This window comes from Enterobacter cloacae complex sp. P43RS, assembly GCF_014930585.1.
GTDB lineage: Bacteria > Pseudomonadota > Gammaproteobacteria > Enterobacterales > Enterobacteriaceae > Enterobacter > Enterobacter bugandensis.
This window is the reverse complement of record NZ_JADBRJ010000004.1, coordinates 62,371-77,216: the sequence shown is the minus strand read 5'-3', so window position 1 is coordinate 77,216 and position 14,846 is coordinate 62,371. Positions and strand designations below refer to the sequence as shown.

At 55.7% G+C, this 14,846-nt stretch carries 13 protein-coding genes; 5 read left to right on the top strand and 8 right to left on the bottom strand.

Going from position 1 to position 14,846, the window contains the following annotated elements:
- Positions 1–179: 179 nt before the first annotated feature.
- A complete protein-coding gene (locus IM294_RS09635) occupies positions 180–1,223 on the top strand; it encodes a GMP reductase (RefSeq protein WP_028015519.1) in 1,044 nt (347 codons plus the stop codon).
- Positions 1,224–1,264: 41 nt separating this feature from the next.
- Here IM294_RS09635 and hofC read toward each other — a convergent pair whose 3' ends face one another.
- The 4 genes from hofC to nadC all read right to left on the bottom strand — a co-directional run bounded on the left by hofC (position 1,265) and on the right by nadC (position 5,337).
- Positions 1,265–2,449, bottom strand: a complete 1,185-nt coding sequence (hofC, locus tag IM294_RS09630; protein WP_126817838.1) for a protein transport protein HofC — start codon at positions 2,447–2,449, stop codon at positions 1,265–1,267.
- A complete protein-coding gene (gspE, locus tag IM294_RS09625; protein ID WP_126817836.1) occupies positions 2,439–3,821 on the bottom strand; it encodes a type II secretion system protein GspE in 1,383 nt (460 codons plus the stop codon). Before gspE ends, hofC begins: the two co-directional genes overlap by 11 nt.
- A gap of 10 nt (positions 3,822–3,831) precedes the next feature.
- Positions 3,832–4,269: a prepilin peptidase-dependent pilin gene (gene ppdD, locus IM294_RS09620; RefSeq protein WP_048960892.1), complete on the bottom strand. Its 438-nt coding sequence runs from the start codon at positions 4,267–4,269 to the stop codon at positions 3,832–3,834.
- A gap of 174 nt (positions 4,270–4,443) precedes the next feature.
- Positions 4,444–5,337, bottom strand: a complete 894-nt coding sequence (gene nadC, locus IM294_RS09615) for a carboxylating nicotinate-nucleotide diphosphorylase (RefSeq protein ID WP_045259465.1) — start codon at positions 5,335–5,337, stop codon at positions 4,444–4,446.
- Positions 5,338–5,424: 87 nt separating this feature from the next.
- On the opposite strand from nadC, the gene ampD reads away from it, so the two are divergent.
- Both ampD and ampE read left to right on the top strand, forming a co-directional pair.
- Positions 5,425–5,976, top strand: a complete 552-nt coding sequence (ampD, locus tag IM294_RS09610) for a 1,6-anhydro-N-acetylmuramyl-L-alanine amidase AmpD (protein ID WP_126817834.1) — start codon at positions 5,425–5,427, stop codon at positions 5,974–5,976.
- 9 nt (positions 5,977–5,985) lie between these two features.
- Complete coding sequence (gene ampE / locus IM294_RS09605; RefSeq protein ID WP_041911235.1) at positions 5,986–6,840, top strand: beta-lactamase regulator AmpE; 855 nt, start codon at positions 5,986–5,988, stop codon at positions 6,838–6,840.
- An 18-nt stretch (positions 6,841–6,858) separates the two neighbouring features.
- Here the strand turns inward: ampE and IM294_RS09600 are convergent, their stop codons facing one another.
- The 4 genes from IM294_RS09600 to IM294_RS09585 form a co-directional block, all read right to left on the bottom strand.
- Positions 6,859–7,809: a family 43 glycosylhydrolase gene (locus IM294_RS09600; protein ID WP_126817832.1), complete on the bottom strand. Its 951-nt coding sequence runs from the start codon at positions 7,807–7,809 to the stop codon at positions 6,859–6,861.
- A gap of 10 nt (positions 7,810–7,819) precedes the next feature.
- Positions 7,820–9,217, bottom strand: coding sequence for a glycoside-pentoside-hexuronide (GPH):cation symporter (locus IM294_RS09595; RefSeq protein WP_045259469.1), 1,398 nt, complete (start codon positions 9,215–9,217; stop codon positions 7,820–7,822).
- A gap of 164 nt (positions 9,218–9,381) precedes the next feature.
- Positions 9,382–10,752, bottom strand: a complete 1,371-nt coding sequence (gene aroP, locus IM294_RS09590; protein WP_028015528.1) for an aromatic amino acid transporter AroP — start codon at positions 10,750–10,752, stop codon at positions 9,382–9,384.
- A gap of 46 nt (positions 10,753–10,798) precedes the next feature.
- Positions 10,799–11,026, bottom strand: a complete 228-nt coding sequence (locus tag IM294_RS09585) for a hypothetical protein (protein ID WP_082827687.1) — start codon at positions 11,024–11,026, stop codon at positions 10,799–10,801.
- A 263-nt stretch (positions 11,027–11,289) separates the two neighbouring features.
- On the opposite strand from IM294_RS09585, the gene pdhR reads away from it, so the two are divergent.
- Both pdhR and aceE read left to right on the top strand, forming a co-directional pair.
- Positions 11,290–12,054, top strand: coding sequence for a pyruvate dehydrogenase complex transcriptional repressor PdhR (pdhR, locus tag IM294_RS09580; protein ID WP_006173806.1), 765 nt, complete (start codon positions 11,290–11,292; stop codon positions 12,052–12,054).
- 123 nt (positions 12,055–12,177) lie between these two features.
- Positions 12,178–14,841, top strand: a complete 2,664-nt coding sequence (gene aceE, locus IM294_RS09575; RefSeq protein ID WP_028015529.1) for a pyruvate dehydrogenase (acetyl-transferring), homodimeric type — start codon at positions 12,178–12,180, stop codon at positions 14,839–14,841.
- The last annotated feature ends 5 nt before the right edge of the window (positions 14,842–14,846 follow it).

The following is a 14,846-nucleotide window of genomic DNA, read 5'->3' as shown; positions in this document are numbered from 1 at the left end:
ACAAACGTGCGACAGTAATTGTTTGATTCTCTTTACCGGCTTTTTACCAGGTAAATTTATAGGATTGTAGCGTAAAAAAAGAGAATTTCGCAGTCTTGCGGAGCAGGTATTAGTGCGTATGATAGCGTCACTGGAGTTGTGCTTTTAACATATTTGCCTCTAACCCCAGGAATCCGCACATGCGTATCGAAGAAGATCTGAAGTTAGGTTTCAAAGACGTTCTTATCCGCCCTAAACGCTCTACACTGAAAAGTCGCTCAGACGTTGAACTCGAACGTCAATTCACCTTTAAACACTCCGGTCAGACCTGGTCTGGCGTGCCAATCATTGCTGCCAACATGGATACAGTCGGTACCTTTGAGATGGCAACGGCGCTGGCTCAGTTCGATATTCTTACTGCAGTCCACAAGCACTACACTCCTGAAGAGTGGAATGCGTTTGTTGCGTCCGCCTCTGCTGACGTGGTGAAGCACGTGATGGTTTCCACCGGTACTTCCGACGCCGATTTCGAGAAAACCAAACAGATCCTGAATGCCAACCCGGCGCTTAGCTTCGTTTGTATTGATGTGGCGAACGGTTACTCCGAGCACTTCGTACAGTTCGTCAGCAAGGCGCGCGAAGCCTGGCCGACCAAAACCATCATCGCGGGTAACGTGGTGACCGGTGAAATGTGTGAAGAGCTGATCCTTTCCGGTGCCGACATCGTGAAAGTGGGCATTGGCCCGGGCTCCGTATGCACCACGCGCGTGAAGACCGGAGTTGGTTATCCGCAGCTTTCCGCGGTCATTGAATGTGCCGACGCGGCGCACGGCCTGGGCGGCCAGATCATCAGCGACGGCGGTTGCACCATGCCGGGCGATGTCGCAAAGGCCTTTGGCGGCGGCGCGGACTTCGTCATGCTCGGCGGTATGCTGGCAGGCCACGAAGAGAGCGGCGGCACCGTGGTGGAAGAGAACGGCGAGAAATTCATGCTGTTCTACGGTATGAGCTCTGAATCCGCGATGACCCGCCACGTCGGTGGCGTGGCAAAATACCGTGCGGCAGAAGGCAAAACCGTGAAGCTGCCTCTGCGCGGCCCGGTTGAAAACACTGCGCGCGACATCTTGGGCGGCCTGCGCTCTGCCTGTACCTACGTGGGTGCATCCCGCTTGAAAGAGCTGACGAAACGCACAACGTTTATTCGCGTTCAGGAGCAGGAAAACCGCGTTTTCAATAGCCTGTAATGGCTTTCGCTGGCGCATGCTCGTGCGCCAGCGCTGCTGCACTACCCCGCGCTCATCGCATCACCCAGATGGAAAATCGGCAGATACATTGCCACCACCAGCGTGCCGATGATAACCCCCGTAACAACCAGGAGCAGTGGCTCCAGAAGCGCCGCCAGGTTGTCTGCACGTTGAAAGGTCTGTTCCGTGTGATGGCGAGCAAGGTTTGCCAGCATGACGTCCAGCGAACCTGACATCTCGCCGGTTCGTAAAAGCTGAATACAGAGCGGGGTAAACATTGCCGCCTTCTGAAAGGACGACCAGACGGGGAGACCTTTTTCAATGTTCTCGCGTATGCTGCGGAGTATTCCCTGCCAGTACCGGCTTTCAACAGTCTCTTCTGCACTTTCAAGCCCCTGTAAGAATGCAATGCCCGCCTGCTGCGTGAGCGACAGCACGGTGAAGATCTGCCCCAGCTTTTGCCCTCTCGCCAGCGCGCCCATTACGGGAAAACTCAGCAGAATACGCTGCCAGCGAGGATGGTGTCGCAGAGGCCAGGCTGCAGTTACGGGAACAAGCAGCATCGTTAACAGCGCAAGGGCATATGACTGCATAAACGCGGCCATCCCCATAACAATTCGCGTCAGCGCCGGAAGCGGGGTATTAAAGGTTTTGTAGATCGCGGCAAATTCGGGCAAAACCAGGGTGACCATTGCCAGCACGACGAGCACGGCCAGCGTCAGGACGATCGCCGGGTAGCGCAGCGCTTTTTTCACCTTCGAGCTGAGCTGCTGCTGCGCTTTTTGCTGCTCTGCAAGCTCTCGGCAGCACGCTTCAAGCTTCCCCGTTAGCTCTCCGGTTTTCACCATTGAGATATGCAGTGGGCTAAAGACTGCTGGCCACCGTTTGAGCGCCTCAGAAAAAGGACAACCTTCACTGAGTTCATCGGCAACGTTTTGCAGTAGCCCCCGCCACGGTTCTACTGGATGTTGGTCTGCCAGCATTTGCAGACTATGCGCGAGCGTCAGCCCGGCCTGCAGAAGCGTTGCGAGCTGACGAAACATCTCGTAGCAGTGATATGGACGCCAGCGGTGCCTTTGAGCGCATCGGGTCAGGGCCAGAGGATGGAGGTCGTTACGCATCAGCCTGGTGAAGGCTGCGTTGCGGTCGGTGGCCCAGAGTACCCCGTGTCGGGGGGCTCCTTCAGCGGAGATTGCTCGCCAGCGCCAGAGTTGATTAGCAGCCATCGGGCATACCCAGAACACGCACTAACTCTTCAAGCGTGGTCATCCCTTGTTCAACGGCCATGCAGCCGTGTTCAAACAGCGAGATGAGTCCAGCCTGTCGGGCGCTGGCTTCAATCACCTCGGTGCCTGCCCCGCTGGCAATAGCCTGGCGCAGGGGATTATCGATCTCAAGTACTTCAAAAATGGCCACGCGCCCGTAAAAACCGTGATAACAACGATCGCAGCCTGCAGGCTGCCAGCGAGGAAGTTGCCGCGGCCAAACCGAGCGCGGCAGGTCCGTATGCTCCCCTGTTTTCTGTCGGCAGTGCGGGCAAAGGCGCCGAACCAGCCGCTGGGCAATTACCATCGAGAGCGCGGAAGAGATCATCCAGCGCGCCACGCCCATCTGCTCCAGACGAATGAGGGTTTCCGTCGTCGAGTTGGTGTGCAGCGTCGACAATACCAGATGCCCGGTCTGCGCGGCTTTAATGGCAATTTCTGCCGTTTCACCATCGCGAATTTCCCCGACCATAATGATGTCCGGATCCTGACGGAGCAGCGCTCTCAGTACGCTCTGGAATGTTAAGCCCGCGCGGGGGTTAACCTGCGTCTGATTTAACCCCGCAAGCGGGATCTCGATGGGATCCTCCACGCTGCAGATGTTGACGTCAGGGGTGTTACGCGCCTGCAGCGCGCTGTAAAGCGTTACGGTTTTGCCGCTGCCCGTCGGGCCGGTGACCAGAATTAGCCCCTGAGGCTGGTGGAGTACCTCATTAAAACAGGCCAGCTGTTTAGCGCTCATGCCAAGCGCGTTCGGTTCCAGCGCCTGCTGAACCTGATGTAGCAAACGCAGCACAATTTTCTCACCGCCGTTGCAGGGAAGCGTGGCGATACGAAACGAGACCGGCTCGTTTGTCAGCTCAATCGTAAACTGACCGTCCTGCGGCAAGCGTCGTTCCGCAATATCCAGATTACCCAGCACTTTTAACCGGGCGCTGAGCATCGTCGCCAGCGCGGCGGAAAGGGGAGGCTGCGGATAAAGTACCCCGTCGATACGTAAGCGGATCTGGCACGCGTGCTCCATTGGTTCGATATGGATGTCAGACGCGCGCTGGTTTACTGCCTGCTGCAGCGTGTGGTTGAGGATGTCCACCGCGGAGTGGGGTTGCGAAACGACGGGCAGATGCGATTGCGCGGTTAACTGCCGGTGCTTTTCCATGCGTTCAGCGCTCCAGCATTCGATATCAATCCGCTTCTGGGTCGCGAAGCGCAGGGCCTCCATCAGTTCAGGCGCGGGGGTTCCCACGACGGCGATGCTAATCATGTCGCTGTCGCTGGTGAGCAGCAGGGCATGGTGGCGAAAACAAAGCGCCACGAGTTGATCGGTGTTCATTATCCGCTCCTTAGTTAGTGTCGAAGCGGAAGACGTCTTCGCAGGCCTGCTTAAGCGCGCTGTCAGCACTGATATTGCAGTCACGCGTCCAGCCCGTCATACCGTTGCCGTTGCTCCACTGCGGCGTCATGGTTACCGTCAGCCCGTTCAGGCTCTCCTGGCCTGTTAAGGTCACGATCCCTTTCGCCACGCTCATTTCTGAAACGTAACGCGTCGTGGCAGGAGAGGGAATACCGTTACTGCCGGCATCGCAGCTCTCCACGCCGCCGCGATCGAGCGCGCAAAGCTCAATGGCAGTGCGATAGGGAACGAAAGTTTGCAGCATATCGGTGAGGGCTGCTTTACGCAGGTAGTTCTGATAGGCGGGAACGCCGATGGCGCTCAGAATCGCAATGATGCCAATGACCACCATCAGCTCAATGAGTGTGAATCCTTGTTGTCTGTCCATATCTGCTCCTTATGCAAAGTGGCGCTACTTTGTCAGCGGGACAGGGCAGAAACGAGGGGCAAAAAAGAGAACGAGAAAGGAGCTTCAGAGAATTCATTCCGTGTTGCAGAGAAGGACAATGGATTTGCGAGCGAGGCTGAAATTCCCCTCTCCGGACAGAGAGGGGAGCGTGCGTTATTTGAAGCGCATTGAGAGATCGAGGGCGCGAACGTGCTTGGTCAGCGCGCCAACGGAGATGTAATCCACGCCGGTTTCGGCGAACTCACGGATCGTCTCGAAAGTGACGTTTCCGGACACTTCAAGCTGGGCCCGGCCGTTGGTCAGTTTCACCGCCTCGCGCATCTGCTCCGTCTCGAAGTTATCGAGCATGATGATATCGGCCCCGGCCTTGATCGCCTGTTCCAGCTCTTCCAGGCTTTCAACTTCCACCTCAACCGGCACATCCGGATGCAGCCAGAAGGCCTTTTCCACCGCCTGACGCACGGAGCCAGAAGCGATAATGTGGTTCTCTTTAATCAGGAAAGCATCGGATAAGCCCAGACGATGGTTTGCGCCGCCGCCGCAGAGCACCGCGTACTTCAGCGCAGTGCGCAGGCCCGGCAGCGTTTTGCGGGTATCAAGCAGCTGGGTACGGGTGCCGGCCAGCAGGTCAACGTAGCGGCGCACTTCACTGGCGACGCCAGAGAGCGTTTGGACAAAATTGAGCGCGGTACGCTCGCCGGTCAGTAATACGCGGGAAGGACCGTCCAGCTCGAACAGCGGCTGATTGGCGGTCACTGCATCACCATCATCAACGTGCCATGTCACCTGTACATCGTCACCCGCCAGCTGAGTAAAGACCTCTTCAACCCAACGCTTGCCGCAAAAAACGCCCTCCTCACGGGTGATAATGACCGCGTGCGAGCGTGTCTCTTTTGGCAACAATTGTGCGGTAATATCTTTATCGGCGTTAACGTCACCCCCCAGGTCTTCTTTCAACGCATGGGCGACGCTTGCCGGAATATCCATATTAATACGTTCCAGAAGCGCTTCACGTCGGTGGTCGGGGTTGTAGCGGCGAGGCGGCATGATAAAACTCCAAATTGGTAACGAATCATAATATTGAAACATGCTACTCTGAACCGAGTCATTGCACCATACAGAAGGAGTTCCAGCATGTTGTTAGAAAACGGATGGCTGGTGGATGCGCGGCATGTGCCCTCGCCGCACCACGACTGCCGCCCGGAGGATGAAAAGCCCACACTGCTGGTGGTTCATAATATTAGCCTCCCGCCGGGTGAGTTTGGCGGCCCGTGGATCGATGCGTTATTCACGGGAACGATAGATCCCAATGCTCATCCCTTCTTCGCTGAGATTGCGCATCTGCGCGTGTCGGCTCACTGCCTGATTCGCCGTGATGGTGAGGTGGTTCAGTATGTTCCTTTTGATAAGCGCGCCTGGCATGCCGGGGTATCGATGTATCACGGGCGCGAACGGTGCAACGATTTCTCGATTGGGATCGAGCTGGAAGGTACGGACATTACCCCCTACACCGATGCCCAGTATCAGCAGCTGGTTGCTATTACCCACACGCTTATCGGACTCTACCCGGCAATCGCCGAAAATATTACCGGGCACAGCGATATCGCTCCGGCGAGAAAAACCGATCCCGGCCCGGCATTTGACTGGCCGCGGTTTCGCGCCATGCTTGCCGCGTCGTCAGAATAAGGAGATACCATGACGTTGTTTACCATGCTGCTGGTTATCATCGCTGAACGCCTGTTCAAGCTCGGCGAGCACTGGCAACTGGATCACCGGCTGGAGGTGTTATTCCGCCGCATCAAGCACTTTTCCATGCTGCGCACGCTGCTGATGATGGCGGGCGTCATGCTGATTACCTTCCTGCTGCTGCGCTCGCTGTACGGACTCTTTTTCAACGTGCCGCTGCTGGTGGTGTGGATCCTGCTCGGCGTGCTGTGCATTGGTGCGGGCAAGGTGCGTTTGCACTATCACGCCTACCTGAAAGCCGCCTCCCGTGACGATGCCCACGCGCGCGGCGCGATGGCGAGCGAGCTGACGATGATCCACGGCGTGCCGCCGGACTGCGACGAGCGCGAGTTCCTGCGCGAGCTGCAAAACGCGCTGCTGTGGATTAACTTCCGCTACTACCTTGCTCCGCTGTTCTGGTTTGTGGTGGGCGGCCCGTGGGGGCCGGTACTGCTGATGGGCTATTCGTTCCTGCGCGCCTGGCAGACCTGGCTTGCCCGTTATCTGACGCCGCATGAGCGTTTGCTGTCCGGCATTGATGCCATCCTGCACGTGCTCGACTGGCTTCCGGTGCGTCTGGTGGGCGTGGTGTACGCCTTAATTGGCCACGGTGAAAAAGCGCTGCCCGCATGGTTCGCTTCTCTTGGGGACCGCCATACGTCCCAGTACCAGGTGTTGACGCGCCTGGCGCAGTTCTCGCTGGCGCGCGAACCGCATACCGACAAGATCGAAACGCCAAAAGCCGCCGTTTCAATGGCGAAGAAAACCTCGTTTGTGGTGGTGGTGATTGTGGCGCTGCTGACGATTTACGGCACGCTGGTGTAACCCAGCGCGCCGCAGACGCTATAACGTATCCGCAGGCGGGATGCCGAAATCAGGCATCCCGTTTTCGTCCCAGCGGACAAGCTTCAGGCGGGTATGACGGTTCGGATCGTAAAGCGGATCGCCTTCAATTTCGGTGTAATTTCTTGCGTGGTACACCAATACATCTTCCCCTTCCGGCGTTTGCGTAAAGCTGTTGTGGCCTGGCCCGTACTGGCGGTTCTCGTAGCTGGTGACGAAAACCGGGCGAGGGGATTTGTGCCAGTTTGCCGGGTTTTGCGGATCGGCGTTCAGGTCTATCCACAGTAACCCCATGCAGTAGTTCTCATCGGTGGCGCTGGCGGAGTAGCTGATAAACAGCTTATCGCCGTGAACCAGCACCGCCGGACCTTCGTTGACCCAGAAACCACGGCATTCCCAGTCGTATTCTGGCTTGCTGAGCATCACCGGCTCGCCTTTCAGCGTCCACGGGTTCTCCATTTCACACAGATAGAGGTTAGAGTTGCCGGAAATATCCGGGGCTTTTTGCGCCCACAGGTACCAGCGTTTGCCCTGATGAACAAAGGTGGTGGCGTCCAGGGCGAAGGTGTCGAACGGGGTGTTGATTTGCCCTTTCTCGATCCAGGTACCGCTGAGCGGATCGCGGTCCGCACACTCAATCGCAAACATGCGGTGCTGGAACATCCCGAGCGCGTCGAGCGCCTGGGTGTGCGTCGCGGCAAAATAGATGTACCACTTGCCGTCAACGTGGTGCAGTTCTGGCGCCCAGATTAGCTGGCTCATCGGGCCGGTCTCGGGTTTGCGCCAGACCACCACCTCTTCAGCGTCGCGTAGTCCTTCCAGCGAGTCCGCGCGGCGGATCGCCAGCCTGTCGTACTGCGGCACGGAGGCAATAAAATAGTACTGTCCCTCATGGCGTAAAATGTACGGGTCGGCGCGTTGTTCGATAAACGGGTTTGGCCAGTTATGCATGCGGCTTTCCTTATTTAGTCTCAGCGGCTTTGAGTTCCTGATAGTCGTTCAGTTCGCGGTAGTTGGTGCGACGCTTTTCCAGATCGGCCTGGATCTGCTTCATGGTCTCACGGTCTACCTTCAGCAGACGTACCACCCCAGCGGTAATTAAGTATCCAATGCCCGGAATGACGGTAAAGAGCAGCACGATCCCGTTGATGGCGTCCGCGCTTTGCGCTTTTGCGCCCGCGTCATAACCATACCAGGAGAGCAGGAAGCCGACCATCGCACCGGCAATCGCCAGGCCCAGTTTAAGGAAGAAGATGTTACCCGAGAAACTGATCCCGGTGATGCGTTTCCCGGTTTTCCACTCGCCGTAGTCGTCCACGTCGGCCATCAGCGACCAGTGCAGCGGAGACGGGATCTGGTGAAGGATGTTCAGCAGGAAGTAGAGCACCACGATGGTAACGGTGGCTTTCGGGTCGAAGAAATAGAAGGCGCAGGAGAATGCCGCCAGCACGATGTTGGTCCAGAAGAAGACCTTCAGCTTACACCAGCGGTCGGTCAGCACTTTCGCCAGCACGCTGCCAAGCATCATGCCGACAACGCCCAGGCTGATAAACAGCGTGGCGAAGTGGGTGCTCTGGCCCATCACCCAGGTAACGTAATACATGGTCGCCGCCATGCGGATAAAGCCCGGGCAGACGTTGCAAAGCGTGAGCAGCAAAATGCGCACCCACTGGTCGTTTTTCCACACGTCTTTCAGGTCGTTTTTCAGCTCGTCGTTGGTTTGCACTGCCGGACGCACGCGCTCGCGCACGGTGGCGAAGCAGAACAGGAACATACAGGTACCAATCAGCGCCAGGACGGTCATCGCCATCTGGTAGCCTTTGGCTTTGTTATCCCCGCCAAACCAGTCGGCCATCGGCAGCAGCGTTAAGGAGAGCAGCAGGGTGGCGATGCCGACCAGCACGAAGCGATACGACTGGCAGGCCACGCGCTCTTTTGGATCGTTGGTGATCACTCCACCTAACGAGCAGTAAGGGATGTTGATGGCCGTATAGGTTAACGAGAGCAGGAAATAGGTGACAAACGCATAGATAACTTTGCTGTTATAGCTCCACTCCGGGGTGGTGAACATCAGAATGCTGAACAGCGCGTAGGGGAACGCAATCCACAGCAGCCATGGACGAAACCGGCCATATTTACTGCGGGTACGGTCGGCAATCGCCCCCATGATCGGGTCCGTTACGGCGTCAATTACGCGGACGGACAGCAGCAGCACGCCGACCAGCGCAGGCGCCAGGCCAAAAATATCCGTATAGAAATAGTTAACAAACAGCATGATGGCGCCGAAGATGATGTTGCATCCCGCGTCGCCCATCCCATAGCCGATCTTTTCTTTTACTGACAGTTTGTTGTTATCCATCGACAGCTCTCCGGTTTACGGTATGGGGAGAATTATTCGCTGGCAAAGGAATATATGCGTTGCAGTATCAGGGCGGTGATATGGATAAATATGCTGTTGGCGTGAAAGTGTGAAGGAGGTAACAACGCGCGGCACCCGCAAAAACAGATGCCGCGGCGAGAGGTTTAGTGCGCCTTCATGGCATTACGGCTTTTCTGGCTGAAGAGATAGCCAACGCCAAGGATCGCAATCCAGACCGGGATCAGGTAGACGGAAATCGCCATGCCCGGCGTGATCAGCATGATCACCAGCACGGCCGCCATAAACAACAGGCAAATCCAGTTACCCAGCGGATAGAGCAGGGCAGGGAAGCGCGTGGTGACGCCCTGCTGCTGTTTCGCGCGGCGGAACTTCATGTGCGCCAGGCTGATCATCGCCCAGTTGATAACCAGAGCAGAGACTACCAGCGCCATCAGCAGGCCAAACGCCGATTCCGGTGCCATGTAGTTAATCAGCACGCACAGCGCGGTCACGATGGCTGAAACAATGATGGTATTCACCGGCACGCCGCGTTTATCCACGTTGAGCAGCATCTTCGGCGCGTTGCCCTGCTGGGCCAGGCCGAACAGCATACGGCTGTTGCAGTATACGCAGCTGTTGTAAACGGAGAGCGCTGCGGTCAGCACCACGATGTTCAGGGCGTTGGCGACAAAGGTATCGCCCAGCTCGTGGAAGATGAGAACAAACGGGCTGGTGTCAGCGGTAACGCGCGTCCACGGCAGCAGGGAGAGCAGCACGGCCAGTGAGCCCACATAGAAGATCAGAATACGGTAGATAACCTGATTTGTGGCTTTCGGGATGCTTTGCTCCGGGTTATCGGCTTCGGCGGCGGTAATACCCACCAGCTCCAGGCCGCCGAAGGAGAACATAATGATTGCCATCATCATCACCAGACCGGTCATGCCGTGAGGCAGGAAGCCGCCCTGTTCCCAGAGGTTACGCACGGTAGCCTGCGGGCCGCCGTTGCCGCTGAACAGCAGCCAGCCACCGAAGATGATCATCGCCACAACGGCAATGACTTTGATAATGGCAAACCAGAACTCCATCTCGCCGAACACTTTTACGTTGGTCAGGTTAATGGCGTTGATAATCACGAAGAAGGCTGCAGCAGACGCCCAGGTGGGGATCTCCGGATACCAGAACTGAATGTACTTCCCGACGGCAGTCAGCTCGGCCATAGCAACCAGAACGTACAGCACCCAGTAGTTCCAGCCGGAGGCGAAGCCCGCAAAGCTGCCCCAGTATTTATAGGCAAAGTGGCTGAACGAGCCTGCGACCGGCTCTTCAACGACCATTTCGCCAAGCTGGCGCATGATCAGAAAAGCGATGAAACCCGCAATCGCGTAACCCAAAATAATACCCGGACCGGCTGACTGGATAACGGATGCGCTGCCCAGAAACAGGCCGGTACCAATCGCACCGCCCAGTGCGATGAGCTGTATATGGCGGTTTTTAAGTCCGCGCTTTAGCTGATCGCCGTGCTGTTGAGCTTCCATTTGAAACCTCGTGTGTGGTTGTTATGTTCACGCTGTGCGTGTGTAATTATGAAAGTCCATATTCTGTATTTATTTCTTTACGGTTAAACAAACCGAAAAAAGCGGAGATGACTTCCGTAAGCGCCAGAATAGTGGTAAGCGCCTGCGAATGCACCTGCTTTATGAAGGGATGCTGACGACTTGAATAAAAAGAAAGCATTTGTAAATCGGCCCGCTTATTCTTCCTAACCCAACCTATAGAATAGAAATGCTTCTTAAGTGGGCGAATTTTCATTATTTGCCATGTTGAATCGCTTCAGATTGCAAAACCCCTCGTTTCATTATGGTTAAAACTCCCTCTTTGGGAGTAATCAACTCATTTGTGCAAAGTTACATTTCTGAAACGTTATTTCTGTAAGGTTGTTAAAATGTGCAGGGTTTACTGATTTCAATCAAAACCAATATGGACAGAAGGTGAATACTTTGTTACTTTAGCGATACGAACTAGAAATTGGTAAGACCAATTGACTCCGGGCAAAAAGGCGTAAGACAGGGAATATGGCCTACAGCAAAATTCGCCAACCAAAACTATCTGATGTGATTGAGCAGCAGCTGGAGTTTTTAATCCTCGAAGGGACTCTGCGCCCGGGTGAGAAACTTCCGCCAGAACGCGAGCTGGCAAAACAGTTCGACGTTTCACGTCCCTCTCTGCGTGAGGCGATTCAACGCCTCGAAGCAAAGGGCTTGCTGCTTCGTCGCCAGGGCGGCGGAACCTTTGTGCAAAACAGCCTGTGGCAGAGCTTCAGCGATCCGCTGGTAGAACTTCTCTCTGACCACCCAGAATCCCAGTTTGACCTGCTTGAGACCCGTCACGCGCTTGAAGGTATTGCGGCCTATTACGCCGCCCTTCGCAGCACTGATGAAGATCGCGTGCGTATCCGCGAACTGCATCAGGCCATTGAGCGGGCACAGCAGTCCGGCGATTTAGACGCCGAGTCCAGCGCCGTTGTCCAGTATCAAATCGCCGTCACCGAAGCGGCACACAACGTGGTGCTCCTCCATCTGCTACGCTGCATGGAGCCGATGCTGGCCCAGAACGTTCGTCAGAATTTTGAATTGTTGTATGCCCGTCGGGAGATGCTCCCGCTGGTAAGCAACCATCGCACCCGAGTATTCGAGGCGATAATGGCCGGGGAGCCGGAGCAGGCGCGCGAAGCGTCGCACCGTCACCTGGCTTTCATTGAGGAAATCTTGCTGGACCGCAGCCGTGAACAATCGCGTCGCGAACGTTCATTACGCCGCATACAGCAACGAAAGGATTAAGCGCCAGGTACTTTTAGAGCGCGGCAACTAAACGCAGAACCTGTCTTATTGTGTTCTTGCCCAAGAGCACAATGGGACAGGTTCCAGACAAATCAACGTATTAGATAGATAAGGAATACCCCCATGTCAGAACGTCTCCAAAATGACGTGGATCCGATCGAAACTCGCGACTGGCTACAGGCGATCGAATCGGTCATCCGTGAAGAAGGTGTTGAGCGCGCTCAGTATCTGATTGATCAGCTGCTTTCTGAAGCTCGCAAAGGCGGCGTGAAGGTTGCTTCAGGTGCAGGGGCTAGCAACTACGTAAACACGATTGCCGTTGAAGACGAACCGGAATACCCGGGCAATCTGGATCTGGAACGTCGTATCCGTTCTGCAATCCGCTGGAACGCCATCATGACCGTTCTGCGCGCGTCCAAGAAAGACCTGGAACTGGGTGGCCACATGGCGTCCTTCCAGTCTTCTGCGACCGTTTACGAAGTGTGCTTCAACCACTTCTTCCGTGCAGCGAACGAGAAAGACGGCGGCGATCTGGTGTACTTCCAGGGCCACATCTCTCCGGGCATCTATGCACGTGCATTCCTGGAAGGTCGTCTGACTGAAGAGCAGATGAACAACTTCCGTCAGGAAGTTCACGGTAAAGGTCTGTCTTCTTATCCGCACCCTAAACTGATGCCTGAATTCTGGCAGTTCCCGACCGTATCTATGGGTCTGGGCCCAATCGGTGCGATCTACCAGGCTAAATTCCTGAAGTATCTGGAACACCGTGGTTTGAAAGACACCTCTGAGCAGACCGTTTACGCCTTCCTGGGCGACGGCGAAATGGATGAGCCAGAATCTAAAGGTGCGATCACCATCGCAACCCGTGAGAAGCTGGACAACCTGTGCTTCATCATCAACTGTAACCTGCAGCGTCTGGATGGTCCGGTAACCGGTAACGGCAAGATCATCAACGAACTGGAAGGCATCTTCGCAGGTGCTGGCTGGAACGTGATCAAAGTCATGTGGGGTTCCCGTTGGGACGAACTGCTGCGTAAAGACACCAGCGGTAAACTGATCCAGCTGATGAACGAAACCGTTGACGGCGACTACCAGACCTTCAAATCCAAAGACGGTGCCTACGTGCGTGAGCACTTCTTCGGCAAATATCCAGAAACCGCAGCGCTGGTTGCCGACTGGACTGATGAGCAGATCTGGGCCCTGAACCGCGGTGGTCACGATCCGAAGAAAATCTACGCTGCACTGAAAAAAGCGCGTGAAACCAAAGGTAAAGCGACTGTAATCCTGGCCCACACCATCAAAGGTTACGGCATGGGTGATACCGCAGAAGGTAAAAACATCGCTCACCAGGTTAAGAAAATGAACATGGACGGCGTGCGCTATATCCGCGACCGTTTCAACGTTCCAGTGACCGATGAGCAGGTAGAAAACCTGTCTTACATCACCTTCCCGGAAGGCTCTGAAGAGCACAAGTACCTGCACGAACGTCGTCAGGCGCTGAAAGGCTACCTGCCAGCTCGTCAGCCTAACTTCACCGAGAAGCTGGAACTGCCAGCGCTGGAAGACTTCTCTCAGCTGCTGGAAGAGCAGAACAAAGAGATCTCTACCACTATCGCTTTCGTTCGTGCCCTGAACGTGATGCTGAAGAACAAGTCGATCAAAGATCGTCTGGTGCCAATCATCGCCGACGAAGCGCGTACTTTCGGTATGGAAGGTCTGTTCCGTCAGATCGGTATCTACAGCCCGAACGGCCAGCAGTACACCCCGCAGGACCGTGAGCAGGTTGCATACTACAAAGAAGACGAGAAAGGTCAGATTCTGCAGGAAGGTATCAACGAGCTGGGCGCAGGCGCATCCTGGCTGGCTGCTGCGACTTCATACAGCACCAACAACCTGCCGATGATTCCGTTCTACATTTACTACTCCATGTTCGGGTTCCAGCGTATCGGTGACCTGTGCTGGCAGGCAGGCGACCAGCAGGCTCGCGGCTTCCTGATCGGTGGTACTTCCGGTCGTACGACCCTGAACGGTGAAGGTCTGCAGCACGAAGATGGCCACAGCCACATTCAGTCTCTGACTATCCCGAACTGTATCTCTTACGACCCGTCCTACGCGTACGAAGTTGCTGTCATCATGCATGACGGCCTGCAGCGCATGTACGGTGAAGCGCAAGAGAACATTTACTACTACATCACCACCCTGAACGAAAACTACCACATGCCGGCAATGCCAGCAGGTGCCGAGGAAGGTATCCGTAAAGGTATCTACAAACTCGAAACCATTGAAGGTAGCAAAGGTAAAGTTCAGCTGCTGGGCTCCGGTTCTATCCTGCGTCACGTTCGTGAAGCAGCGCAGATCCTGGCGAAAGACTACGGCGTGGGTTCCGACGTGTACTCTGTGACTTCCTTCACCGAACTGGCGCGTGATGGCCAGGATTGTGAGCGCTGGAACATGCTGCACCCAATGGAAACCCCACGCGTTCCGTACATCGCTCAGGTGATGAACGACGCGCCAGCGGTGGCGTCCACTGACTATATGAAACTGTTCGCTGAGCAGGTTCGTACTTACGTTCCAGCTGATGATTATCGCGTTCTGGGTACTGACGGCTTCGGTCGTTCTGACAGCCGCGAAAACCTGCGTCACCACTTCGAAGTTGATGCTTCTTACGTGGTTGTAGCAGCACTGGGCGAACTGGCTAAACGTGGCGAAATCGATAAGAAAGTGGTTGCGGACGCAATTACCAAATTCAACATCGATGCAGAAAAAGTTAACCCGCGTCTGGCGTAAGAGGT